Below are 25254 nucleotides of genomic sequence, written 5' to 3' on the forward strand. Positions count from 1 at the left end.
TACTGCCAGCATGTCTCCCTTCATCAAGGACTGAAGCCATGGACTACGTCAAAGACGCCCGGGTTGACCACTACATCGAAGCCCTCCCGGACTGGCAGCAAGCCATCTGCCAGCAGGTCCGCGACCTGGTGCATGCGGCCGATCCGGACGTCCAGGAAACCATCAAACGCACCGTCCAGCCCTACTTTGTGCTGTCAGGCAACGTCTGCGCCCTCCTCGCGGCGAAGAACCACGTCAACGTATTCCTGTACGACGGCGGCATCGTCCCGGATCCGCAGAACATCATCACGGCCGGCCACAACAACAAGACCGGCCGCACGGTGGCGTTCCACCGAGACGACCCTGTGAACGACGAGGCGCTGGTGGAGATCTTCCGGGCCATCATTGCCAACAACCGTGCCGGCGGCTGGCGGAAAATCAAGGACAGCCAGTAGCCCGCAGCGTAGGCCGCGCTTGCCCTGGCGGCAAGTGCGGCCTGTTGCGGCATGCCGTCAGGTGGCTGGTCAGGTCCGCTGGGAGATGTTGAGAATGTTCCCCTCGCTGTCGAGGAACCAGGCCGCCTTCCCCCAGTCGTTCGTGGCCACGCCGTTCTCCGTCTTCAGCCCGGGAAAATCGTAGTCCTCAAACACAACGCCGCGGCCCTTCAGTTCCTCCATCTCACTTTCAAGATTGTCCGTTTCCCAGCCCATCTGGGTGTTTTTGGCCGACCCGGCATTCTCTGTCTGGTAGATCAGGAACGACGTTCCGTTACCCCCGGTGTAAATCAGGCTGTCCTCCTCCATGGAATCGGACGGTTCAAGTCCCAGCTTGTCGCGATAGAAATCCTTCGCCCTGTTGATGTCCTTCGCGGCGAGGACAGCCATGACGGTTCGATCCTTGAGCATGATGATTTCCTTCGTGCCTTTTCGTGATGGTGGCGGTGCTCTCCCCCGGGGTTCAGTCCCGGAACACCTTTGTCCGGGGCCGCGTGGCCGTCCGCTGCGCCAACTGCCGGGGCGGCCACCTGGGACTCTGCAACGCCCCGCCAGCCATCATCGGCGCGAGGGTCCCCGAAGCTTATGTGGCCATTATGGAACCGAATTGGTGCCCGCGGATATAGGGGATTTCAACTGCTTTTACCCGCCGCCCGGGTCGCCCTTGGCTGGGGAGAATGGGTGTGGCGTTCGGCGCCGCATTTGTCGGCGACACTTAGCAGGTGCGTACTTTCGGTGTTGAAGAAGAATTCCTGATCGTTGATCCCTCCACCGGCAGTCCCCTGCCTTTGGCCGCGGACCTGCTGCGCCTCCACGACCCCGGTGATCCGGCCGCCGCTGGCGCGCACTCGATGCTCGCCGTTGAACTGCATCAGGAACAGCTCGAAGTGATCACCCGCCCGCACAGCAGCCTGGGCGAACTCGCCGCCGAGATCATGGCTGGACGCGCCTACGCAGACTCGCTCGCCCGGAAATCGGGCGCCAGGATCGCGGCCCTGGCCACATCTCCGCTGGCTGTCACACCCCATGCCACCAGCAACAGCCGCTACGACGCTCTGCTGGACAAGTTTGCCGTGACAGCGCGCGAGCAACTGACCTGCGGATGCCATATTCACGTCTCTGTCGGCTCCGACGAGGAGGGCGTCGCGATCCTGGACCGCATCAGGTCCTGGCTGCCGCCTCTGATGGCGTTAAGCTCAAACTCCCCGTTCTGGAGCGGGGCGGACACCGGTTACGCCAGCTTCCGCACCCAGGCCTGGAACCGGTGGTCCTCGGCCGGGCCCACCGAAGTCTTCGGCTCGGCTCAGGCTTACCACCAGCGCGTGGCCGACTTGTCTGCCACCGGTGTGGTCAACAACCCGGACTTTGCTGCCCGCCTCTCCGCCCGCCACCCTACCGTGGAAATCCGCGTCTCCGATGTCTGCCTTGATCCCCGCGACACTGTCCTGCTCGCCGCCTTGGTGCGCGGCCTGGTGGAGACGGCTGGCCGGGAATGGAAGGCCGGGCAGGAAGCGGACATGGTTCCCGCCGTCATTCTGCGCCAGGCTGACTGGCTGGCGAGCCGGTGGGGCATGGAGGGCCAGCTGCTCCACCCTCTGACGCACAAGCCGGACACCGCACGCAACGTCATCGCCGCTCTCCATGCCCATGTCCGCGATGCCCTCGACGACGCGGGGGACGCAGCGTACGTTGAGGAGTCCCTGCACCGGATCTTCAGCGACGGAACCGGTGCCAGGCTGCAGCGTCAGGCATACTCGCGGCACGGCCGGCTGGCTGATGTGGTGAGCGACGCCGTCGTACTTACCCACCAGGAACCCGATTTGTACCAGCAGTCAGTGTCCCCGAGCCGGACTCAGGCGCCGCTCGTTCCGGCGGTGACGTAGCCGCCGTCGTGCCCTGGAGCGTAACCTCTTCCGCCTCCTCCACGCAGCCTCACGGGCGAAGACCCCGGGTCCTCCTGGAACCCTGAACCGGTCATCGAAACAGTGCCTGCCACGTCTTCCTGATGAGCAGATCTGGTGGGACTATTCCTGTAGGGAACGGCAACCTCGCGGGCCAACAAAGTTGATCGGCCGCAAAGATAGCACGGGGTTGCCTTTTTAGAACCGCAAGCACACGGCAATGAGGATGGGGCAGATGGCCTTCAGAACCGGAAACACCAAGGACGCGGCCGACCAGAAAGCAGCGGTGACAGCTGGCCTCGCAGAGCAACTCAGCGACCTTGCCAGGGATCTTCAGGAGGAAGACGATACTGATGCCCTCCTGGCTGACATAGTGCACGCTGCCTTGGACCTGATACCGCACGTTGCCGCGGCCTCCATCAGCCTTGTAATGGGCAGGAGGACCGTCCTTTCTCAGGCAGCCTCCGGCGAGGTCCCCCGGCTGGTGGATGCATTGCAGAGTGCTACGGGCCAGGGACCGTGTATTGATGCGGCTTACGAGGAACGGATTGTCAGGGTCCCGGATATGGGCCATGAGGAACGCTGGCCGGACTTTGCGGCGGCAGCCTACGATGCCGGCGCACGGAGCATGCTGTCCTTCCAGCTCTTCGTCAAAGGGGACAATTTGGGGGCCCTCAACCTGTACGGCGACGACGCAAACGTTTTCGACGAGGAATCAGAACAGGTGGGTCTCCTGGTCGCGTCCCACGCAGCGGTCGCCTTCTCCGATGCGCAGGAGATCAGCCAACTGAACCAGGCCCTGGACACGCGTGACGTCATCGGCCAGGCGAAAGGGATACTGATGGAAAGGTTCAAGATCACTGCCCAGCAGGCCTTCCAGGTATTGATCAGGGCCAGCTCGGAAACAAACACCAAACTCAGGGACGTCGCCGAGCATCTCACCGGCAGCGGAGAGATCCCCACTCGTAACCGCACGGGAGCGTGAATCTGCCTCGGCCGACCTGACCGGGGTGGCGCGGCGGGATAATGGAGTTATGACCAATCCCGAAGCGGACCCCTGGGAGGAGTTCGACAGGCTCAGGCCGGCGGCCCCCGACCGGGTGCCCGGCTACCCCGGCGGCGAACCGGTGGGCTTCGGCTTCCGGACGGGCGTGCGCAGCGCGAAGGTGGCCCTCGGATTCGCTTTGTACGCGCTGGGCCTCGGCACCACGCTTGTTGTCACCGGGGCGGTCGTTTTCATCGCCCAGGGCCAGTGGCTGTTGCTGGGCCTGTTGCTGCTGATCGAGGCCGTTTTCGTCTACGCCTTCATCCGGCTGGCAAGGCAAGCCCGGAACCGGCGGGCTTAGCGCCGAGGCGGCGGTCCTGGCGCGGACGGATTCCTCAGCGGCGGGACGTGTTGCTCAAGGGTTGTTGCAACGCAGTTTCGCGTAACAGCTGCAGGCGCAGGGTGCGGGCTGTTTCCATGTGCTGCCGGGAAATCTTCCCCGCTTCATCGCTGTCCTGCTGCTCGATGGCGTGTATCAATGCCTCGTGCTCGTCCAGCGCCGCCGTCCAGCGGTTAGCCGTGGAGAGCGTGGAACGCGGTGCGTGGATGAGGTGCGTTGACAACCTGTCCAGCAGATCCTGGAGGACAGGGTTGTGGGCGCAGTTCCACACGGCGGCGTGGAACTCCAGGTTGGTGATGATCCTGGTGTGGTCATCCGGTTCCTGAAGTTCCCGGTCCCGCTGCAGCAACGCCTCAAGCCGCATCAGGTCGGGGAACTGCCTGGCGCGGGCTGCCTGGCGCGCGGCCTCCTCCTCGAGGAGAATCCGCATGTCATAGATCTGGATGACCTGCTGGGGGTCCACTTGGGGGACCTGCAGGCCCCTGGCCACACGCTCGAGAAGCCGTTCCTGCTGCAGACGCGAGAGCGCCTCCCGGACAGGAGTCCGGGAGACGCCGAAGCGGGTGGCAAGCGATGTTTCGCGAATCGCGGCGCCAGGCTGATGCACTCCGGACAGGATCTCGCTGCGCAGGGTCTGGAAGATGCTTTCTCCATCAATACGTGGAGTTGCTGGGTCCGTCACGTGGCAGGTCCTTGAGGCGTTGGAGTGGGAATTGCTGTTCGCTTCTTCGAAAGGAACTTTACGCCAGAACGCCGGCCCTCCGGCCAAAGACGCAGCCTGCAGCAAGTCCGGTGCCGCCCGGGTAGTTGGTGCTGAAGAGACCACCGAGCATTTCGCCGGCCACGAAGAGGCCTTCGATGTGCTGGCCGTCTGCGTCCAGGACGCGGCCGTGCGTGTCTGACTTGATGCCGCCGAACGTGAACGTAATCCCGCAGGTGACGCCGTAGGCGTAGAAGGGGCCGGTTTCGATGGGGGCGGCCCAGTTGCTCTTGACCGGTTCCGTCGCAGCCTTCCGGCCGTCCTTGATCGTGGGATCGAACGGGACGGAGCGGTCGATCGAATTGTTGAAGTCCGTCACGGTCTTGGCCAGGCTCTCCGGGTCCAGGCCGATTTTGGCGGCCAGGTCCTCGATGGTGTCCGCGACCTCCACCGAGATGCCGGGCATGTCGTATTCCTCGCTGCGCAGCATCGGCCGCAGGGTGGCGTCGAAGATCTGGTAAGCCACGGATCCGGGCTGCTTGAGGATTTCCTTGCCGTATTTGGCATAGGTGTAGTTCCGGAAGTCCGCGCCCTCGTCCAGGAAACGCTTGCCGTCGGTGTTCACGATGATGCCAAACGGGTAGCTCTGCCGGGTCAGCCGGTTGGTGAGTTCGCGGTTGCTCTCGTTGGTGGCCGTGAAGGCATCCCACTGGACGCTGTGGCAGGTGCTCCAGTCCCCGCCCTTGGTCGCACCGATCGCCAAGGCTGCGGCGATCATGTCACCGGTGTTGTACGGAGTACCCCGTACCTTGGCGTTCTGCCAGCCCTCGCCCAGGTGCTCCCGCCGCCACTGGGGGTCGGACTCAAATCCGCCGGCGGTGAGGATCACGGATTCGGCCATGAGGCGCTGCTCCCCTTCAGCGGTTTTGACTACGACGCCGGCAACGCGGCCGTTCTCGACGATGAGGCTTTGCGCCGCGTGGCCATAGCGGACATCGATGCCGAGCTCGGCAGCTACCCGCGTGTGGTCCTCGATCAGGCCCTCGCCGCCTCCCACGTTACCCACATGCAGGCCACCCCAGAAGAGGTAGGAACCGTCTGGGCGCTCATAGGCCTGGCGCTCGTACATCAGCCGGTACTTCAGGCCAAGCCCGTTGAGCCACCGAAGGGTGGACTGGCTTTCCGCGATGAGAACCTCCGTCAGTGCGGGGTCGTTCCGGCCCTCGGTGACCTTTTCCAGGTCCGACGCGTATTCCTCAGCACTGTAGGGGGGAACAACGGTGCGGCCGTGCCGCTCATCCGGTTCCACCAGGCCCTGCAAATCATCGAGCCCGTTATGCACTATCCGGGTGGCGCCGGCGGTGTAGAAGCTGTTGCCGCCGGCCATGTCTTTCTCGCCTTTTTCAAGCAGTACAACGCGCCGTCCGCGCTCCGCTGCAGCGTGCGCCGCCGTAAAACCGGCGTTTCCGCCGCCCACCACAATCACGTCAACGCTGTCCGCAGTCCGCGGTCCGGCTCCATTACCGATCGACATTGGCTGTCCTTTCACTGGGTTGATGGATTCCACTGTATACAATTGTATGCAATTGCCGCAAGATGGATTTGAGCAGTTCTAAGTTGCCGGTGATGGCCATCACATGTATAACTGTATTTCATTGTGTACAGCAGTATCCGAACAGATCCTTGTACTTTCGCACCGCCCAACAACGTCGTTACGGAACGAGAACCATGAAAAAACCCCTACTCAATGCCGTGTTCGGCCTGGTTGTGGCCCTGGTGGCCGTGCTGGCGTTCGTGAATGCCGGCACCGCGGGTGGAACCAGCACCGCCCGGAACAAACTGACGCTCATTGCCCCGGCCGCCCCGGGCGGCGGCTGGGACGGATTTGCCCGTGAGGGCCAGCAGGCGCTCAAGAGCGGTGGCGTGGTGAACAACGCGCAGGTGGTCAACGTGCCGGGAGCCGGCGGGACCATCGGCCTGAGCCAATTCGTCCAGATGCCGGGGCGCGAAGACGCCCTTCTGGCGACCGGGGGCGTGATGGTGGGGGCCATCGAACTCGGAGACAACCCGGAGTCCATGGCGGACGTTGTTCCCATTGCCCGGCTGGCCGATGACTACGCAGCCCTCGTGGTTCCTGCCGATTCTGAGTTCAAGACCCTCGACGATTTCCTGGCAGCCTGGAAGCAAAATCCCGGCGGAACGTCCATCGGCGGCGGTTCCTTGGGCTCAATCGACCATCTTCTGAGCGCACGGGTTGCCAAGACGGTCGGCATCGATCCCCGGGACGTCAACTACATCGCCTACTCCGGTGGCGGTGAGGCACTAACTTCACTGCTGTCCCACACCACGTCCGCCGGCATGTCCGGCTACAACGAAGTCAGTGACCAGATCGAAGCGGGCACGCTGCGCGCCCTGGCCATCTCGTCGGCGGAGAGGCTGGAGGGAGTGGACGTTCCCACCTTCAAGGAGCAGGGCGTGGACGCTGCGATGTCCAACTGGCGGGGATTTGTGGCGGCGCCCGGCATCACGGACGAGACGGAGGCGGAATTGATCCGGATCGTCACCGAGATGCACAGCAGTGACCACTGGCAGGAAGCCTTGAAGCGCAACAACTGGACGGACACCTTCACCACCGGCGAAGAATTCGAACAGTTCATCAACAACGAAGTTGCAACGGCCCAAGAAATCGTAAAGGACCTCGGCCTATGAGCCTCACCCAGAACCAGCCAGAAGCAGTTCCCGCGGTAGAGCCGCAGGCCAAGGCCAAGCCCGGCTTTGGAACAGGCCGCAGCGAATTCGTTGTCGTCGCCGTGCTCTACGCAGTGGCCATTTTCCTCACCATCGGCACAGCGACCATGCACGTGCAGGGCAAATCATCCCCCGGACCGCAGTTCTTCCCCATCATCGTGTGCATCGTCCTCTACCTCGTGGCTACCCTCCTGGCCATCCAGGTCCTTCGCTCACCGAAGGTCCCGGACAACTCCATCCACCCCGGACGCGGGCAGTTCTCCGCGGACATGCTGCATGACCTCGGCCACCTGGGCAAGGAAGAAGACGAGGTCGGCGACGATGAAGCGGCCCAAGCGCCGGCCAAGACTTGGAAGACCTACTCAGACTGGCGCACCGTGGGCATGCTGTTGGCCGGCGTCGTGGCCTTCGTCGCGCTGCTGGAACCGCTGGGCTGGATCATTAGCGCGACGATGCTGTTCTGGATCGTCGCCTACGCCCTCGGCAGCCGCCGACGATTCTTCGACATCGGCGTGGGTCTGCTCTTTTCTTCAATTATTCAACTGGCCTTCGGCGCGGGGCTGGGCCTCAGCCTGCCCTCCGGCCTCATAGGAGGGATCCTCTAATGGAACAACTCGAACTCCTCATGGGCGGCTTCGCCAGCGCCCTGACCCCCGTCAACCTCCTCTGGGTGCTGATCGGCGCCCTGCTGGGCACCGCCGTCGGCGTTCTTCCGGGGCTTGGCTCCGCCATGGCGGTGGCGCTCCTGCTGCCCGTGACCTTTTCACTCGAACCGACGGCGGCATTCATCATGTTCGCCGGTATCTACTTCGGCGGCCTCTTCGGCGACTCCACGTCAGGAATCCTGCTCAACACCCCGGGCCACTCATCGGCCATCGCGTCCACGTTCGAAGGACACCGGATGGCCAAGAGCGGACAGGCGGCCAAAGCGCTTGCCACCTGCGCCATCGGAGCCTTCATCGGCGGCCTGCTCGCCACCACCCTGGTGGTCTTCTTTGCCCCCACGCTGGTTAAAATGGCCACGATTTTCGGCCCGGCCGAGTACTTCGCCCTGGCGGTGTTCGCCTTCCTGGCCATTTCCGCCGTCGTCTCCGAATCCGTGATCCGCGGCATCGCGGCACTTGGCATCGGACTCGCTTTGGCCCTCGTCGGCATTGATGGCCCCAGCGGCACCGCCAGGTTCACCCTGGGCATGCCCCAGCTCTTCGACGGAATCTCGGTCATCGTCATCACCGTCGGCCTCCTGGCACTCGGCGAGGTCTTCCATATTGCTTCCCGCATCCATCGCGACCCGATCGCCACCCGGATCGAAACGAAGGGCCGGGCGCGACTGAACCTCGCAGACTTCAAGAAGGCCCTGCCCGCTTGGCTGCGCGGCACCGCCTTTGGCGCACCCTTCGGGCTGATCCCCGCCGGCGGCGCGGAGGTGCCCACCTTCCTGGCCTACGGAACCGAGAAGCAACTGGCTAAGAGGCGAAACGATCCGGACTTCGGCACCACCGGCTCAATCCGCGGCCTCGCTGCTCCAGAAGCCGCAGCCAACGCCACCGCCGGCACCGCTATGGGTGCGCTGCTCGCGCTGGGGCTGCCGACGTCGGCCACGGCAGCAATCATGCTTGCAGCGTTTCAGCAGTACGGCATGCAGCCGGGCCCTCTGCTCTTCGAGCGAAGCGGTGACATGGTCTGGGCGCTGCTGGCGTCGCTGTTTATCGGCCTGGTCATCCTGGTGATGATCAACATCCCGTTCGCCTCGGTCTGGGCAAAGCTGCTCAGCATCCCCAAGCACTACCTCTATGCCGGTATCACGGTCTTCTCCATGCTCGGCGTCTACGCGGTGAGCTCCGCAGTGCTTGACCTGTGGCTGCTGATCGCCATCGGGCTCGTTGGATTCCTGATGCGCCGCTACAACATCCCGCTTGCACCCGTTCTGATCGCAGTGATCCTAGGGCCGATGGCCGAGACTGAACTGCGCCGTGCGCTGGCGGTTTCCGAGGGCAACCTGGGCATTTTGGTGGACAGCCCCATCACCGTGACGCTTTACTTGGTCCTGGCCGCGGCTCTTGCCGTCAGCGGCATCCAGCACCTCCGTCACCGCGCCAGCAGGAAGGTTTAAGTCAGGACCTCGCGGCGCGGATGGCACCTCGCACGGCGGCGCCGATCACGGCGATCACCGGGACGAGGCACACCAGGGTGACAACGGTGTTGGGACGGAACTCCGCGCGGCCGCCGGAGCTTCCGTACACACCCAACGGCAGCACCATGCCACCCCCGCCACCGCCGGAGGCGCCCTCGCCGCCTTCTCCGCCGCCACCGAACCCGAACGTCACCAGGGCAACGGGCACGATCTCCTCATCACCTACCTTGACCGGCGGGCCGTACGCCTTGGCGACGCCAACGTTCTTGGCCAACGTTCTTGAAGGTTTCCACAAAGGACGCAAAAGTATCAGCCATGGCTCCACGATAGGCGCGCGGCACACCGATCACCATGGGTGAGAGCGCCCGACGCCGGTACCTGCCAGCGAGCGTGCGCTCACCCTGGTGCGGCTCAGGTCAGGAGTGGTCAGGCTTTTTTCGCCGTCGCGGCGGTGGACAGTGCGGCCAGGCCGCGTTCGAAGTCGGCCCCGATGAACTTGTCCATGTTCATGAACAGACCGAAGACCTTCGCGAGGCCTTTGTTCTCACCGGTCATCCGCCACGTGACCAGTGTGCCGCCGTCGGACGGTGCGAACGTGAACGACGTGGGGTTCACGGCCTTGAACGGTTTGGTGAATTCGAGGCGCACGTTGATGCTCTTGGGGTAGTCGGACTCGACGATTTCCATGTTGCCACTGCCGGCCTTGCGGTTGCCGCTCCAGGCGTAGCGTGCGCCGACGCCGGCATCGTTCCCGGAGTACGAACGGTCCAGTTCCGGATCAACGTTCTCCCACGGCGACCATTTGGTCCACTCAAGAAAGCTGTCGACGAGTGGAAAAACCTCTTCCGGCGAGGCAGGGATGAGGGCGCTGCGAGTGACTTCGTAAGGTGACATGCCGCCATCATAAGCGGGCGGGCACGGCATTCCGCCAGACCTCGGCCAGTCAACTCATGTTGTGTTCACCACCTGTTCACACAGCCCACCATCTGGCCTGAATCCTTGCAGTTGCTAGTCTTGCCGCTCCCGCCAGAGCAGCGTCACGCCGAAGGCCACCGCGCTGAGGATCAGCATGGTGATGGTCATCAGCCCCCAGCTCTCTTGGTTTACGCCGTCGGCGGCGAATACGCCGATCAGCACGGTCGCCGTGATGGCACCCACATAACGGCACGTCTGGAAAATTCCGGCCGCGACCCCGCGTTCCTGTGGCCGCGTGGAGACGAACATGCCCTGGTTCGACGCGATGCTCACCGCCCCAAACGGAACACCCATGAGGGCCGTTAACGCCAGGACCAGTGGTATAGCCAGCGAGCCGGTCAGGAGCCACATGAGGGCGGCCACCGCTCCGAGAAGTACGACGCCGGCAATCATCACCCGCCGCACGCCGAACTTTCCCATCGCCCGGACTGCCCACGGTGTGGCCAGCACGGAGGTTGCGGCCAGCGGCAGCATCAGCAGCCCCACGAGGCCGGGCTCGTAGCCGCCCGTCTCCTGCAGCAGTTGGGGCAGGCCGAAGAAGGCAAAGTAGTAAATGCTGTTGAACACCGCGAAGCCCACGTACACCAGCATCAGCGGACGGTTCCTGCCCAGGAGCCGCAGGTCCAGGAACGGCGGGCTGAAGCGCAGCTCGCGCCAGGCAAACAGCGCCGCGATCAGGGTTCCAGCCACGAGAAGCCACCAGCGGTAGCCTGGCACCGCATCAAGCAGCGCCATCATCACCAGCAGAAGCGAACCGACGAAACCTAGGATGCCCGGGATATCCGAGTCGCGCACCAACGCGGCAAAGCTTCCACGTTCCCTCGCCGCATCCGCCGGGGCCGCCTGCCGCACAATCAGCAGCGCCGCCAACGCCAACGGAACGTTGATGAGGAACAGCGCCTCCCAGCCCACAAATCCCACCAGCAGGCCGCCGATGACCGGACCGACGGCCGCCGCCGATGTGTTGGCCATCTGGATGTGTCCCAGCGGACGGGACGATCTGATGTTGCTCCGCTGCCCAGTGTGGGACTGCTGGACGATGGCACCCACCATCACCACCGCACTCGGGTAGGCCGCGGCCGTGCCCAGCGCCATCACGGCGCGGGCCACACAGAGCAGGGCGAAGTTCGGCGAGAAGGGCGCGAGCGCACACGTCACTGCCACCAGTCCCATGCCGAGCATAAACATCCGGCGCGGCCCGAACCTGTCCGCGAGCTTGCCCATCAGCGGCTGGCCCGCAGCGGAGCTGAGGTAGAAGGAGGTAATCACCCACGTGACCGTTGCGACGTCCAGCCCGAAGTCCGCGCGCAGCACCACCAGGGCCACGGCGATCATGGACGAGTTCAGCGGGTTCAGGGCCGTGCCCAGGCTGAGGCCGGCGACCACAAGTCCGGTCCGGGGTTTGTTGCTCACGGAAACAGTCTGGGGCACGCGCTCCCGGATCGGCGAGTTCATGAATCCCCGTGCAGACCCCGCAGCCCACGGGCCCTGCCGCTTAAGCCTGCCGAAACAGACGAATATTGCCCGGGATCAGGCCCGGGCTGCCAGGGCCGTGTTGAGGAATTCCAGGTGGGCGGGGGTGATCGGCACGGTGGCCGCGGCATACTTCGGATGTTTGCCAATGTACTTCTTGATATACGGGCAGACCGGGACGATGGCCAGGCCCGCTTCCACCGTTTCGGTGAGCGCTACCTTGGCGAGCTTGCCCGCGAGCCCCTGGCCGCCGTATTCCTCGTTGATGACCGTGTGATAGAAGATCCGCTGCGGTGCGCTGCCGCCGTCGTACTCCTTGTACACGGCTTTACCAATGACGTTCCCGCTGGTGATGACTTCGAAGCGGTGCCGCTCCGGGTTGTGGCGGATGGTCACATCATTCACGAAGATCTCCTCGATTCGGTTTCTGTAAAGCCTAACCGCGGAACGCCTGCCTCTATTTCGCCTCGCTTAACATGCCATGTTGAGCGCTTCCACCGCCGCTTTGGACATCTCCAGGGACTGCGGGTCATCGAAGCCAACGAGGTCCTCGGAGGGAGCGCGGGCCACCGCCATGGCCACCTGGCGGGACCCGTCCACGCTGATCAGCGCCAGCGCTGCGTACCCGCGCACCACGCCGATATGGCCAAAGTAGGCATTGTTGGAGCATTCGTCATAGCGTCTGACCACCCCCAGGCCGAATTCCTCGTACTTTGGATGATGCATATCCTCCACGCTCTGGCGCGTCAGCAGGGCCCCTTTTTGCAGGGCGGCGAAGTAGGTGTTGAGTTCGGGGACCGTGGAAATCATCCCGGTATCAGGGGAACCCGCGTGGAAAGGAGCCAGCGTGTTATCCAACACCTCGCCGTTTTCCTCGGTATAGCCGTGGACCATGCGCTGCGGAGGGTTCCCACCCGACATAAGCGTGTCCTTCAACCCCAACGGCTCCACGTTGTCAGCGTGGATGACTGCACCGATGTCCTTGCCGCGCAGCTTTTCGACGAGGAGGGCAAGCGCTGAATAGTTGGTGTTCGAGTAGTTGTACCGTGGGATCTGCCGCTGGCGCCATCGCATGGCCCCGGCGAAGCGCAGCCGTTCCTCATGGCTAAAGCGCCTGTTGCCGATGTCGATCGGGGTGTCCCAGTAGTGCGGCATGCCGGACCGGTGGCTGAGCAGGCTGCGGATGGAGACGTTTCCGGGCGGCGGCTTGATGAGGCTCTCGAAGTTCGGCAGGTACTCCGTGATGGGGTCGTCCAGCTCGATCTTCCCTTCCTCCACGAGCTTCATGACCGAAACCGCCACCATGGTCATGGTGATGTCGCCGATATGGGTCTGGTCCGTAAGCTGTACAGGCTCTTTGCCCTCCAGGCTGCGGACGCCTTCGGCCGAGGACCACTCCCCTACTCTCGACTTCATCTGGATAATGACGGCAGTGGCTCCCCCGGCCAGCTGGTCCGCGCTGTATCTTTTCAGCACGGCCACGAACGCCGGAGCTGGCCGGGCTGTGGAGGTGGACTGAACAGTGGGTGGCTGCTGGTCAGTGGGATCCGGCGCGCTGGTGCAGCCGCCGAGCGAGGGCATCAGCGCAACCGCGGCCATCGCGGCCGCAACACGGGAGGAGATGAGCCCACGAAAAACCGCCCGCATCCCAACTCCCTTCAGGGCGCCGGTCAGCAGCTGAACTTCACGAAGACTGCCAGTTGCACCGGCACTTTCGATGTTCCTCAGGGCGGGAAGGAGTGTCAAGGACGCGGAGCACCAGTCGGCTTACCCGCCAGTTCCTGTTTCTTTAGGAAAGCTGTAGCTTATGAGCGTTGGCGGCGCTTGTTGTCCTGCCTGGCACGCCTCTTCCTCTCGCGGGCGCGCGAAGCCCCCTGTTTACGGGCTCTTTCCCCGGCGGTTGGCCGACCCTGCCGCCGGGTCTCGGGCACCGGCTTGGCCGCTCCGCTGGTTTTGGGCAGCTGCAAGGGAATCCAGGCGGCGAGGACGCACAGCCCCACCAGGGGCAGGAAGCCCACACCCCACCAGATCGCCGTGGCAACGGCAGCGGCGCCCAGCACGCCGGTCAGCCAGTGGCCCAGAACCCCATGGTGAAAGTCAGTGATCCAGCCGGTCTCGACGCCGATCGCATAGAACCACGCCACGGACGCCGCCAGGAGGGTATAGGCAGCAATCTCCCAGGCGTTCTCGCCGGTCAGGGCGTAGGCGCAGATGGCACCGAATCCGCAGGCAGCCAACAGTGCGGCCGGAACGCCCTTCCAGCCGGCGATGATCGCCGCCCCTGCCACTGCCGAAATCAGGATCGCCAGGAAGAACAACGCCGCGAACGCGCCGACAAACCAGTCCCCGGCCCTGTCCCAGCTCCCGGGCAGAAAGTCTTCGAACGGGGCCAGCCCCGCCATGCACGCGGCCAGGCCCACCAGGCCAAATGCCAGCGAGATACTCATCCGGTAGGCAAACTCTGTCCCGGCAGGACGGAACCAGTCCCCCTTCCCGTCAAGCCAGTACCTGCCGGCACGGGCAAACATGTACAGCGAGAACGGAATCAGCAGCCCGGGCGCCACGATGTACAGGATGGAGGCGGCCCAGGGATTTCCCGGAGCGAAGCCGCGCGTTGGAATGGTGAGCAGGCACGCAATCGTGGCCAGCACCGCCACCCCCGCAATAATCCACGCGGCCGTGAACACGCCCCCGAGCATGGATGTTCCGCGCCCGACGATGGTCGTTTGGCTGGTCGTTGGGCTGCCTGCTTGGCTGCTCATAGTGCGGTCAGTGCGACCATCGCCACGATTCCGTTGTTGACGGCGTGGAGCACCACAGGTGCCCAAAGATTCCGGTGGAACCTGCGGAGGAGGGCCAGCGCGATGCCAAGGGAGAAGAGATACGGAAAGGTAAGCAAAGCCAGGTGCACTGAGGCAAAGACAGCAGCGGACAGCACGATCGCCAAGAAGGGCCCGAAACGCAGCAGGAAGCCGCTCAGGAGAGCACCTCTGAACAGCACTTCCTCCCACAGGGGTGTCAGCACAACAGCCAGAACGATGGCAAGCAGCATGTACGGCGCGGGCATGCCGGCCACCGCTGCCAAAGGGCTGTTGGAGGCGCCAGCCTCGGACGTATCCATGCCGAACTGTCCAAAAGCAGCAAGTGCCAGTCCCTGAACGCAGGCCGAAGCGATGATGGCGACGGGAACCTGCCAGAGCAGATGGAACATCCTGGGCGAGAGGCGCCGGAAGCCCACATCCCGGAAGCTGAGCCCATACTTTCGGATCAGGTGGACGTACAGTGCCAGGATGGCTGCTGTGGTGGCGCCGACAAGCACCGCCAGGATCAATGAAGTCGCTGTGAAGTCAACAAGGCGCAGGAGCCCCACAGCCAGGAGTCCGCCGCCGAGGACCGCGAAGTACAGTCCAAGGAACACCAGTGCCCTGAAGCCTTGCTTGAGCGTGATGTCCTTGGCGTGCGGGCCGGCCGCCACAGGTGCGTGGTCCGGCCCAGCCTCGACGCCCCGGTCCGTGTCCTGGCCCATGCCCCGGTCGGTGTGGTCAATGGTGTTCATGCGGTTTCCCCCGTTGCGCACTGATGTACAGGGACAGTTGCCCCGTTCTTTGAGCCTATAGGCGCACGCCCTCGCCTCCCAAAGACATGGCACATAGGCTGATGGTCTCTACAGGATCGACCACCAGCGACAAAGGAGAACCCCATGCCCGTTGACGAGAACGAAGCGCAGGTCCTGGACCAGTGGACCCACCGGCTGGCCCAGGCACTGCAGATCCTGGACCTGGAGGTGGACCAGGACGTCCTCCTCGATCTGGCCAGGAAATCGGCCGACTCCGTGATCCACGCGGCCGCGCCGGTCACCACGTTCCTGGTTGGCTACGCCGCCGGCCTCGAGGCCGGGGCGGGTGGCGATGGCTCCAAGGCAACGTCTGCGGAGGCAATCGCCAGGGCAGCCGACGTCGCGTCCCGGCTGTGCGAGGACGGTCACGACGGCGGCCCGGCGGCCAAGGGGTGGGCGGACACGGGGCAGTAAGGTTTCGACGAGCTCAACCACCGGACGCGGGCTCAACCACCGGACGCGGGCTCAACCACCGGACGCGGGCTCAACCGGCTGCGGCCGGTTCCAGCCTTACGATTACGGCCTTGGACGCGGGCGTCTGGCTGCCCTCCGCCACACTGTCCAGCGGAACCAGCACGTTGGCCTCGGGATAGTAGGCCGCCGCACAGCCGCGGGCGGTGGGGTACGAAACCAGGCGGAAATTCCGCAGCACCCGCTCCACCTTGTCCTGGTACACGCCGTGGACGTCCACGTGCTGCCCGTCGCTCAGTCCCAGCTCGGCAAGGTCTTCCGGGCTGACAAACACCACTTCGCGGCCCTTCTTGATGCCCCTGTAGCGGTCGTTGTTGCCGTAGATGGTGGTGTTGAACTGGTCGTGCGAGCGCATGCTCTGCAGGATCAGCGTCCCGGACGGCCGCTCCACCGGCTCCAGTTCGTTGACCGTCAGCATGGCCTTGCCCGTGGGGGTGCTGAATGTCCGCGAGTCCCGTGGCCCGTTGGGCAGCACAAAGCCGCCGTCCTGCCGGATCTTCCGGTTGTAGTCCTCGCAGCCGCTGACCACGCGGGAGATGTGGTCGCGGATGAGGTCGTAGTTTTTCTCGAATCCCGCCCAGTCCGCCTGTACTGAATCGCCCAGCACTTCCCGGGCCAGCCTGCTGACGATCGCCACTTCGGAGAGCAGTCCCGGCGCCACGGGCTTCACCGTGCCGTGCGAAGCATGCACCGCGCAGACAGTGTCCTCCACGGACACAAACTGCGGACCGGATTCCTGCATGTCTATCTCGGTGCGGCCCATAGTGGGCAGAATCAGGGCAGCGTCGCCGGTGACAGTGTGCGAGCGGTTGAGCTTGGTGGAAATCTGCACCGATAGCTCGGTGTTCTCCATCGCGGCGAACGCCGCGTGGGTGTCCGAAATGGCGCCCACGAAGTTACCGCCCATGGCCACAAAAACCTTGATCCCGCCGTCGCGCATTTGCCGGACGGTTTCCACGGCGTCAATGCCGTGGTCACGCGGTGGATCGAAGTTGAACTCCTTGCCCAGGGCGTCCATAAACGCTGGCGGCATCTGTTCCCAGATGCCCATGGTCCGGTCACCCTGGACGTTGCTGTGCCCGCGGATGGGCGAGGCGCCGGCGCCGGGCTTGCCGATGTTGCCGCGGAGCAGCAGGAGATTAATGATCTCCTTGATGGTGGCCACGCCCTTTTTGTGCTGCGTGATGCCCATGGCCCAGGTGATGATCACCTTCTCCGCGCGCAGGTAGCGATCCGCGAGCTCATCGATCTCCGCGGCGCCCAAACCCGTGGCCTCCAGGACGGCGGCTTCATCCAGGCCGGCCAGGTGCGCCTTCAGTTCCTCGAGCCCCTCGCAGTGCTCCGCAAGGAACTGGTGGTCCAGTACGGTCCCCGGGTTGGCGGCCTCGGCGTCGAGGACGCGTTTGGAGATGGCCTGCAGCAGTGCCATGTCGCCGCCGATCCGCACCTGCATGAACTGGTCCGCCAGGTCGGTTCCCCGGCCCACGATCCCCTTGACTTTCTGCGGGTTCTTGTACCGCATCAGCCCGGCCTCCGGCAACGGGTTCACGGCGACGATACTCGCGCCGGCCTCCTTGGCCTCCTCCAGCGCCGTGAGCATCCGCGGGTGGTTGGTGCCCGGGTTCTGGCCCATGATGATGATCAGGTCCGCCTTGGCGAAATCATCGTAGGAGATGGTGGCCTTGCCAATGCCGATGGTCTGGCCCATCGCCCAGCCCGACGATTCGTGGCACATGTTGGAGCAGTCGGGCAGGTTGTTAGTGCCGTATGCCCGGACGAACAGCTGGTACAGGAAGGCAGCCTCATTCGAGGTCCGGCCACTGGTGTAGAACGTGGCCTGGTCCGGGCTGGCGAGTCCCTTGAGCTTGTCCGCGACGAGGGTGAACGCCTGCTCCCAGCTGACCGGGCGGTAGTGGTTCTCTCCTGCCGGCTTGTAGACCGGCTCGGTCAGGCGGCCCTGCATGCCCAGCCAGTACTCCGACCGTTGCCGCAGTTCACTGACCGGATGCTCGGCCCAGAACTCGGAGCCGATCACCACCGGGGTGGCTTCCCACGTGACAGCCTTCGCGCCGTTCTCGCAGAACTCAAACGTCTTGCGGTGGCCGGGATCCGGCCAGGCGCAGCTCATGCAGTCGAAGCCGTCCTTCTGGTTCAGTGCCAGCAGCGTCTTCGCGGCCCTGCCCACCCCCATGTGCGTCAGGGCCGGTTCCATCGAGTGGTAGACGCCCGGGACGCCGGCCACCCACGTTTTCGGATGGCCGCTGACCTCGATGTCAGCCTCGTTGACCTCTTCCACGCGCGGGTTCTTGCGTGCCACGTTGCACTCTCCTTGAGTCAAGACTGTGCCTGTCACACCGGTTTCGCAGCGGCGGAACGGTCTCATCCCACACTTGTTCAGGGGACTCCGGAAGTCAAGGAAGAGGCCTTGCACCGTGCGCTGATGAGGGCTGCTGTCATGACGCGTACGACGCCGGACGCCACCTCGCGTAGGCTGGTCACCACGGCTGAAGCAGGCGGCCGCAGGACCCACCCTCCGGAGCCGTCTTCATGCCCGAGAATCCTGCGCTGAGCGCGCTTGCCTCCTCCGCTTTCTCCCTCCCGACGCTCCGCGCTGGCCAACTCGCGGGCATGGCTGCCCTGGTCACCGGCCGCGACGTCCTGGCCGTGATGCCCACCGGCTACGGCAAGTCCGCCATCTACCAGGTGGCCGCCGTCCACCTTCACCGGCAGACGGGACACCCCGCCGTCGTGGTTTCACCCCTGATCGCCCTCCAGGAGGACCAGATCGCTGGGCTCACAGAGGCACTCGGCGAGGGTGCCGCCGTCGCCATCAATTCCGCGCACACCGATGCTGAAGTGGAAGACGCTTGGCAGAAAGTCGAGTCAGGCCGGGCCGCTTTCCTATTCCTGGCGCCCGAGCAATTGGCCAAGACGGAAACCGTGGCGCGGATCGCAGCTGTGGGCCCGGCACTCTTCGTGGTGGACGAGGCACACTGCGTCTCCTCGTGGGGACACGACTTCCGTCCCGACTACCTGACTCTGGGCACGGTCCGGGAGCAGCTCGGCAACCCGCCCGTCGCCGCGTTGACGGCCACGGCTTCCCCTCCAGTACGGGAAGAAATTGCGGAACGGCTGGGCATGAAGAATCCGCTGGTCCTTGTCCACGGCTTCGACCGGCCCAACATCATGCTTGACGTGGTCAGGCACCACGAGGAAAAGGAAAAACGCCGCGCCGTCCTGGAGCAGGTGGTTGCCCTCATCCACGGAAACAGCACAACCACCGGCAGCCGGCAGCAGGGCCTGCTTTACGCTGCAACGCGCAAGGACACGGAAAAGTACGCCGCCAAGCTTGCCGAGAAGGGACTCCGTGCCGAGGCCTACCACGCAGGCCGCGCCGCCGCCGACCGCGAGCGGATCCTCGAGCTGTTTATGGACGACCAACTGGACGTGGTGGTGGCCACCACGGCGTTCGGAATGGGGATCGATAAACCCAATGTCCGTTTTGTGGTCCACGCCGACATTCCCGAATCATTGGATGCCTACTACCAGGAATTGGGACGGTCCGGGCGGGACGGAGCGCCGGCGACGGCAGTCCTCCACTACCGGGCCGAGGACCTGGGCCTCCGGAAGTTCTTCGGCACCCACAATCCGGACCCGGAAGCCCTGCTGGCGGTGCTCAAGGCGCTCCGGACGGCGGACGGGCCGGTCTTCGCGTCCTCACTGGCCGAGCTCACCGGCTTCAAGCCTCGCCGCGTGACGGGCTTCCTGAACCAGCTGCAGGAGGCCGGTGCAGTGACCTCCGGCAAGCGCGGCGCCCGGCTCACGTCCAAAGCCAAGCCGGCCGCTCTGGTGCAACGCGCCGTCGAACTGGCCGAGGCACGGCAGCGCGTGGACCAGTCCCGGCTCCAGATGATGCGCGGCTACGCGGAGACGGACGGCTGCCGGCGCCAGTTCCTGCTGGGATACTTCGGCGAGGACCTTCCGGAACCGTGCGGCAACTGCGATTCCTGCAACGGTCGCACTCGGAAGGGCGCCCCGCAGTCAGAGGCTGGAAACCTCGACGGCGGCGCTGCCCGCGATGCCGCTGATCTTCCGTTCCCCGTCCAATCGCCGGTCACGCACAAGAAGTGGGGAGTCGGGCTGGTGATGCGTTATGAGGATGATGTGATCACTGTCCTGTTTGAGCGGGAAGGCTACAAGACGCTCTCCCGGGAGGCCGTCATGAAACGAAAACTCCTGAAGCCCGCTTAGGTACGCTGGAGGAAGACTCCAACGAAAGGCCCCCCAACGTGGAAGTTTCCCCCCTTGTCTGGACCCTGACTATCGCGGGAATTGTTGGCCTCCTGGCCTTCGATTTCTTTTTCCATGTCCGGAAGGCCCACACACCGTCGCTGAAGGAGTCGGCCGTCTGGTCCTCCATCTACGTGGGCATCGCCATCCTCTTTGGCCTGGGCGTGCTCATGTTCGGCGGGACCACCATGGGCACAGAGTATTTCGCCGGCTACGTCACGGAGAAGGCCCTGTCCGTGGACAACCTCTTCGTGTTCCTGATCATCATGGCCAGTTTCAAGGTCCCCCGGGCGGACCAACAAAAGGTGCTGCTGTTCGGCATTGTCTTTTCACTGATCGCCCGCACCGCCTTCATCTTCCTCGGCGCCGCCCTGATCAACAGCTTCGCCTGGGTGTTCTACATCTTCGGCCTGATCCTGCTGGTCACCGCCGGGAACCTGCTCAAACCGGATGGCCACGACGAAGACGAGGACGGCCTGGTGGTCCGGCTCGCGAAAAAGTACCTCCCGGCGTCGGCACACTACGACGGTGACAAACTCTTCACCATGGAAAACGGCAAGCGGGTGCTCACGCCGATGCTCCTGGTCATGGTGGCCATCGGCGGCACCGACATCCTCTTTGCCCTCGACTCCATCCCGGCTATCTTTGGCCTGACGCAGAACGTGTTCATCGTCTTCACCGCCACCGCGTTTTCGCTGATGGGCCTGCGCCAACTGTTCTTCCTGATCGACGGACTGCTGGACCGGCTGATCTTCCTGTCCTACGGCCTCGCAGCCATCCTGGGCTTCATCGGCGTGAAACTCATCCTGCACGCCCTGCACGAGAACACGCTGGCGTTCATCAACAACGGCGAGCACGTGAACGTGGTGGAAGTCAGCACCGGAGTCTCCCTGACGGTGATTCTCGGCGTCCTGACCGTCACCGTCCTGGCCTCGATCTTCAGCCCCAAGGGCAAGGCCAAGAATGCCGTCTCCGGTGCCCGGCGCCACGCCACTGAATACCTGGACCTCAACTACGAAACGGACATGGCGGAGCGCGACAAAATCTTCGCCCGCATGGTCCGCGAGGAGGACCAGATCAGAGCCCTGCCGGAGAAGTACAAGCGCCTCGTCCGCAATGAAACCGAGTTCATGGACCTCCTGCGCAGCGCCCACGCCGAGCACGACAAAGCCCAGGTACGGGCAGCAGAGAGCTAGCCCACAGCCCGCGACCAGAGCAACGCGGGGTCACATAGTGCCCCTCCGGAGGCCTCGGATGGGCATCGTGTGACCCCGCGTTGTCAGAGCCTCTTGGTAGGTTCGAAGTAGCGCCAGGGAAATCATCTTCTGGCCAGGGAAATCAATGGGGAGGCCCCGTGTTTCTGCTTGATCCTGCTGCCGAACCCGGCACTGTGGCTCCAGGTTCCGGCGCGCCGCAGGACCTGGTGTTTTCCGCCAGCGATCTTGTGGCCGCCAGCGAGTGTGAGTACCGCACGCTCCGCATCCTGGACGAGAAACTGGGCCGCTCCCCCAAAGCCGAATTTCCCGACGACGAGATGCAGCGCCGTGCCGGGACGCTCGGCGACCAGCACGAGGCAAAGGTCCTGGCCGGCCTGATCGCCGATTATGGCCACTGGGATGCGGACCGCGGCGCCGGCGTGTATTCCCTTGAGCGTGGGGCGCACACCCGCGGCGACCTTCTGGCCAAGCAGGCCGAAACCGAGCTTGCGCTCCGTGCCGGGGCCGACGTCGTGTTCCAGGCCACCTTCTTCGACGGCGAGTTCCTCGGCTACGCGGACTTCATCGTCAACGAGGGCGCCGGCACCGGAACCCCGGGCCGGTACGAGGTGTGGGACACCAAGCTGGCCCGGCACGCCAAGGTAGGGGCTCTCCTGCAGCTCGCTGCCTACGGCGACCAGCTCATCGGCATGGGCCTGGACCCGTCTCCCCGGGTCACCCTGGTGCTGGGCACCGTGGTGGACGGCGAGTACGTGCGCAGCCACCACTCGCTGCCGGACCTGCTTCCGGTCTTCCGCGAGCGCCGCGACCGCTTCCGGGACCTGACCACCGCCCACCGGGAGCGCGGTTCGGTGGTGCAGTGGGAGCAGCCCGGCGTCACCTACTGCGGCCGCTGCAACTACTGCGCCGAACAGGTCCAGGCCCACCGCGATCTCCTCATGGTGGGCGGCATGACCACCCTGCGGCGCAAAAAGCTCATCGCCGAGGGCGTCACCACCATTGACGCGCTGGCCGATCTCCCCCCGGGCAGGGCTGCCGGCTCCGTGGTCAGGCTCCGCGACCAGGCCCGGATGCAGCTGGGCCTGGACACCCCCGACGGTTCCCGCACGTTCACCAAGGACGGCGAGGACCACACGGTCACGTTCAAGGTGCTGCCGGAGAATGCCTTGGGCAGCATTCCGGCGCCCAGCCCCGGCGACATCTTCTTCGACTTCGAGGGCGATCCCCTCTGGCAGGATCCGGCCACCAGCCAGTGGGGGCTGGAATACCTGTTCGGCGTCATCGAAGCTCCCGCCGGCACCACCGCTGACAGAACGGCGGAAACCGCCGGCAAGCCCGTGTTCCGTCCTTTCTGGGCGCACTCCCGCAACGAAGAGCGGCAGGCCTTCCTGGACTTCCTGGCCTACGTGGAAGAACGCCGCGTACGCTATCCGGACCTGCACGTTTACCACTACGCCGCCTATGAAAAGTCGGCGCTGCGGAACCTTTCCGTTCGCCATCTGGCGGGCGAGGACATCGTGGACAACTGGCTCCGCGAAGGTGTGCTTGTGGATCTATACGCCACGGCCAGGCACTCGCTCCGGATCTCTGAGCCGTCCTACTCCATCAAGAAGCTCGAGCCGCTGTACATGGGCGATAACCTGCGCTCGGGCGAGGTGAAGGACGCCGGCGCCTCGGTGGTGGCCTACGCCGCCTACTGCGCGGCCAGGGATGGCGGCGACCCCGCTGAAGCTGCCAAGATCCTCGCTTCGATTTCGGACTATAACGAGTACGACTGCCTCTCCACCCTCCGCCTCCGCGACTGGCTGCTTGGACTGCGGGGCCCCATTTCCTCTCCGCACCGCCCTGATGCCACCAGCACCGCTGCCTCGGCCGCGGGGTCAACGGAAACGCACGACGACGGCGCCATGGCTCCGCTTCGACCTGAAGTGGTTGAAGCGGAACCCACGCCGGAGGAGCTCCGGCTCCAGCAGTACCTGGCGAGCCTCCCGGACACGCGGCCCTGGACGAACGATGAACGGGCCATCGCGATGGTGGCTGCGGCCACCGGATTCCACCGGCGCGAGCGGAAGCAATTCTGGTGGGAACACTTCGACCGCACCGAGTCTGAGATCGACCACTGGCGGGACCACCGCAACGTGTTTGTGGTGGACACCGCCGAGGTGGTGTCGGATTGGGCACTGGCCAAGCCCACGGTGCGGATGCGCACGCGCACGCTCCGGCTGACGGGAACCATGAGCGAGGGCTCGGACTTCAAACCCGGCAGCACGTGGTGCCGGCTTTATGATTCACCGGTTCCGGACGGCCTGGAGGACTCGTCCGGCAGCCCTACCGGCCGCGGCTTTACCTTTGGCACGCTGGTGGCGGCGGTGGAGGACCACCCTCGGATCCCCGGCCAGAGCATCATCACCATCGAAGAGAAGGAAACCGGCAAGGTCCCCGCGTACCCGCACATTCCGATAGCCCTCACCGAGGACCAGCCGGTCCGTACCGCGAGCATCGAAGCTGCGCTGGCGGAACTGGCCCAGAGGGTGGGTGCCTCCTTGCCAGTCCTTCCGGAACATCCCGGCGTCGACATCCTGCGCAAGGCTTCGCCGCGCTTCCGGACATTGCCCGCCCCTGCCGCCGTCGAAAAGGACCGCGCGGGGGCGGTTGATTACGTCACGGCCATCACCGCCTCGCTGCTGGACCTCGATCATTCCTACCTGGCCGTGCAGGGTCCTCCCGGGACCGGCAAAACCTACGTCGGATCCCATGTCATTGCGCGGCTGGTGGCCCGGGGCTGGAAGATCGGCGTGGTGGGGCAATCCCATGCGGTGGTGGAAAACATGCTGTGCACCGCCATCGAATCGGCAGGAGTGGATCCCCTCCGCGTGGCCAAGAAGATCGTCACCGACCACGAAGTGCCGTGGCACCAGACCAAGGACGACGACGTCGCTTCCCTCCTCGCCTCCCGGGGCGGCGCCCTGGTGGGCGGCACCGCCTGGACCATGACGGGCAAGTCCGTCCCCGCTGGGTCGCTGGACCTGCTGGTCATTGACGAGGCCGGGCAGTTCTCGCTGGCCAACACCCTGGCCGTGGCCCGCTCAGCGAAGCGCCTCCTGCTCCTGGGCGACCCGCAGCAGCTGCCGCAGGTGACCCAGGGCTCGCATCCGGAACCTGTGGACGAGTCTGCCCTGGGCTGGCTCGCGGCCGGCCATGCCACGCTGCCGGAAAACCTCGGCTACTTCCTGGCCGACAGCTGGCGCATGCATCCCGAACTGTGCCGCGCCGTGTCCGTCCTCAGCTATGACGGCAAGCTCGAATCGGCGCCGGCCGCAGCCCTGCGCAGCCTGGCCGAGCTGCCGCCCGGCGTCGAAACCGTGTTCGTGACGCACAGCGGGAACACCACGTCCTCCCCGGAGGAAGCGGCCGAAGTGGTCAGTCAGGCGCAGCGCCACATTGGGCTGAAGTGGATTCCCGGTGGCGACAAGCCCGCCCGCCCGCTGACCGCGGAGGACATCCTGGTGGTGGCCGCGTACAACGCCCAGGTCCAGCTGATCCGGCAGGCCCTGCAGCGGGCGGGCCTGGCGGGAGTCCGGGTAGGCACGGTGGACAAGTTCCAAGGCCAGGAAGCGCCGGTTGTGGTGGTGTCCATGGCGTGCTCCGCGGTGGCCGAAGCACCCCGCGGCGCGGAGTTCCTGCTAAACCGGAACAGGATCAACGTGGCGGTTTCCCGCGGCCAATGGCGTGCCGTGATTGTCCGTTCCCCGGAGCTCACCAACTACATGCCTTCCAAACCCGCGGTGCTGGAGGAGCTCGGCGCTTTCATCGGCCTCAGCCCGGCCAGCCGGGCAGGACGCCGCGTTCTCAGCAACGAAACAAGGTAAGT

Annotated in this window: 22 protein-coding genes; 11 read left to right on the forward strand and 11 right to left on the reverse strand. The window is 64.7% G+C overall.

The features are described 5' to 3' along the window. Positions 1 to 38 precede the first annotated feature (38 nt). Positions 39 to 434 (forward strand): DUF1801 domain-containing protein, encoded by a 396-nt coding sequence (locus J2808_RS12105; protein ID WP_309816553.1) that lies wholly within the window; start codon positions 39 to 41, stop codon positions 432 to 434. Positions 435 to 503: 69 nt separating this feature from the next. Here the strand turns inward: J2808_RS12105 and J2808_RS12110 are convergent, their stop codons facing one another. Next, complete coding sequence (locus tag J2808_RS12110) at positions 504 to 884, reverse strand: VOC family protein (protein WP_309816556.1); 381 nt, start codon at positions 882 to 884, stop codon at positions 504 to 506. A 311-nt stretch (positions 885 to 1195) separates the two neighbouring features. On the opposite strand from J2808_RS12110, the gene J2808_RS12115 reads away from it, so the two are divergent. The 3 genes from J2808_RS12115 (at position 1196) to J2808_RS12125 (ending at position 3720) form a co-directional block, all read left to right on the forward strand. Further along, on the forward strand, positions 1196 to 2356 hold the full coding sequence (locus tag J2808_RS12115) for a glutamate--cysteine ligase (protein WP_309816557.1): 1161 nt from the start codon (positions 1196 to 1198) through the stop codon (positions 2354 to 2356). 253 nt (positions 2357 to 2609) lie between these two features. Further along, positions 2610 to 3359, forward strand: a complete 750-nt coding sequence (locus tag J2808_RS12120) for a GAF and ANTAR domain-containing protein (protein ID WP_309816560.1) — start codon at positions 2610 to 2612, stop codon at positions 3357 to 3359. Between the two features lie 49 nt (positions 3360 to 3408). Next, positions 3409 to 3720 (forward strand): hypothetical protein, encoded by a 312-nt coding sequence (locus tag J2808_RS12125; protein ID WP_309816562.1) that lies wholly within the window; start codon positions 3409 to 3411, stop codon positions 3718 to 3720. A gap of 34 nt (positions 3721 to 3754) precedes the next feature. On the opposite strand, the gene J2808_RS12130 is transcribed toward J2808_RS12125, so the two are convergent. Both J2808_RS12130 and tcuA read right to left on the reverse strand, forming a co-directional pair. Further along, on the reverse strand, positions 3755 to 4441 hold the full coding sequence (locus tag J2808_RS12130; protein ID WP_309816566.1) for a GntR family transcriptional regulator: 687 nt from the start codon (positions 4439 to 4441) through the stop codon (positions 3755 to 3757). A gap of 58 nt (positions 4442 to 4499) precedes the next feature. Next, on the reverse strand, positions 4500 to 5993 hold the full coding sequence (gene tcuA, locus J2808_RS12135) for an FAD-dependent tricarballylate dehydrogenase TcuA (protein ID WP_309816568.1): 1494 nt from the start codon (positions 5991 to 5993) through the stop codon (positions 4500 to 4502). A 194-nt stretch (positions 5994 to 6187) separates the two neighbouring features. Here tcuA and J2808_RS12140 point away from each other — a divergent pair, with 194 nt between their 5' ends. From J2808_RS12140 to J2808_RS12150, 3 genes are read left to right on the forward strand one after another with little or no spacing between them, the layout of a single operon-like run. Next, positions 6188 to 7168, forward strand: coding sequence for a Bug family tripartite tricarboxylate transporter substrate binding protein (locus J2808_RS12140; protein ID WP_309816571.1), 981 nt, complete (start codon positions 6188 to 6190; stop codon positions 7166 to 7168). Beyond that, positions 7165 to 7812 (forward strand): tripartite tricarboxylate transporter TctB family protein, encoded by a 648-nt coding sequence (locus J2808_RS12145; protein ID WP_309816573.1) that lies wholly within the window; start codon positions 7165 to 7167, stop codon positions 7810 to 7812. The genes J2808_RS12140 and J2808_RS12145 overlap by 4 nt, the downstream gene beginning before the upstream one ends. Continuing rightward, a complete protein-coding gene (locus J2808_RS12150; RefSeq protein WP_309816576.1) occupies positions 7812 to 9320 on the forward strand; it encodes a tripartite tricarboxylate transporter permease in 1509 nt (502 codons plus the stop codon). Before J2808_RS12145 ends, J2808_RS12150 begins: the two co-directional genes overlap by 1 nt. Before the next feature lies 1 nt (position 9321). On the opposite strand, the gene J2808_RS12155 is transcribed toward J2808_RS12150, so the two are convergent. The 7 genes from J2808_RS12155 to J2808_RS12185 form a co-directional block, all read right to left on the reverse strand. Continuing rightward, a complete protein-coding gene (locus tag J2808_RS12155) occupies positions 9322 to 9615 on the reverse strand; it encodes a hypothetical protein (RefSeq protein WP_309816578.1) in 294 nt (97 codons plus the stop codon). A 152-nt stretch (positions 9616 to 9767) separates the two neighbouring features. Continuing rightward, the gene (locus J2808_RS12160) at positions 9768 to 10235 is read right to left on the reverse strand and encodes an SRPBCC family protein (protein ID WP_309816581.1); all 468 of its coding nucleotides are present in this window, start codon (positions 10233 to 10235) and stop codon (positions 9768 to 9770) included. A gap of 114 nt (positions 10236 to 10349) precedes the next feature. Beyond that, the gene (locus tag J2808_RS12165; RefSeq protein WP_309816583.1) at positions 10350 to 11729 is read right to left on the reverse strand and encodes an MFS transporter; all 1380 of its coding nucleotides are present in this window, start codon (positions 11727 to 11729) and stop codon (positions 10350 to 10352) included. 117 nt (positions 11730 to 11846) lie between these two features. Beyond that, positions 11847 to 12194: a GNAT family N-acetyltransferase gene (locus J2808_RS12170; protein ID WP_309816585.1), complete on the reverse strand. Its 348-nt coding sequence runs from the start codon at positions 12192 to 12194 to the stop codon at positions 11847 to 11849. 66 nt (positions 12195 to 12260) lie between these two features. Then, a complete protein-coding gene (locus tag J2808_RS12175; protein ID WP_309816587.1) occupies positions 12261 to 13436 on the reverse strand; it encodes a serine hydrolase domain-containing protein in 1176 nt (391 codons plus the stop codon). A gap of 158 nt (positions 13437 to 13594) precedes the next feature. Next, complete coding sequence (locus tag J2808_RS12180) at positions 13595 to 14551, reverse strand: hypothetical protein (protein WP_309816589.1); 957 nt, start codon at positions 14549 to 14551, stop codon at positions 13595 to 13597. Then, positions 14548 to 15345, reverse strand: a complete 798-nt coding sequence (locus tag J2808_RS12185) for a CPBP family intramembrane glutamic endopeptidase (protein ID WP_309816591.1) — start codon at positions 15343 to 15345, stop codon at positions 14548 to 14550. The genes J2808_RS12180 and J2808_RS12185 overlap by 4 nt, the downstream gene beginning before the upstream one ends. Positions 15346 to 15489: 144 nt before the next feature. Here J2808_RS12185 and J2808_RS12190 point away from each other — a divergent pair, with 144 nt between their 5' ends. Then, entirely contained in the window at positions 15490 to 15819 is a 330-nt protein-coding gene (locus J2808_RS12190) for a DUF6457 domain-containing protein (RefSeq protein ID WP_309816593.1), read from the forward strand. A gap of 70 nt (positions 15820 to 15889) precedes the next feature. On the opposite strand, the gene J2808_RS12195 is transcribed toward J2808_RS12190, so the two are convergent. After that, positions 15890 to 18193 carry an FdhF/YdeP family oxidoreductase gene (locus J2808_RS12195; protein ID WP_309816595.1) on the reverse strand — a complete coding sequence of 768 codons (2304 nt, stop codon included), beginning with the start codon at positions 18191 to 18193 and terminating at the stop codon, positions 15890 to 15892. 230 nt (positions 18194 to 18423) lie between these two features. Between J2808_RS12195 and J2808_RS12200 the strand changes: the two genes are divergently transcribed. The 3 genes from J2808_RS12200 (at position 18424) to J2808_RS12210 (ending at position 25252) form a co-directional block, all read left to right on the forward strand. Then, positions 18424 to 20127, forward strand: a complete 1704-nt coding sequence (locus tag J2808_RS12200; RefSeq protein WP_309816597.1) for a RecQ family ATP-dependent DNA helicase — start codon at positions 18424 to 18426, stop codon at positions 20125 to 20127. A 38-nt stretch (positions 20128 to 20165) separates the two neighbouring features. Further along, on the forward strand, positions 20166 to 21362 hold the full coding sequence (locus J2808_RS12205) for a TerC family protein (RefSeq protein WP_309816599.1): 1197 nt from the start codon (positions 20166 to 20168) through the stop codon (positions 21360 to 21362). Between the two features lie 158 nt (positions 21363 to 21520). Then, positions 21521 to 25252 (forward strand): TM0106 family RecB-like putative nuclease, encoded by a 3732-nt coding sequence (locus tag J2808_RS12210; RefSeq protein WP_397428045.1) that lies wholly within the window; start codon positions 21521 to 21523, stop codon positions 25250 to 25252. Positions 25253 to 25254: the final 2 nt, after the last annotated feature.

Origin of the sequence: Pseudarthrobacter sulfonivorans (genome assembly GCF_031454915.1) — a bacterium.
Taxonomy (GTDB): Bacteria; Actinomycetota; Actinomycetes; order Actinomycetales; family Micrococcaceae; genus Arthrobacter; species Arthrobacter sulfonivorans_C.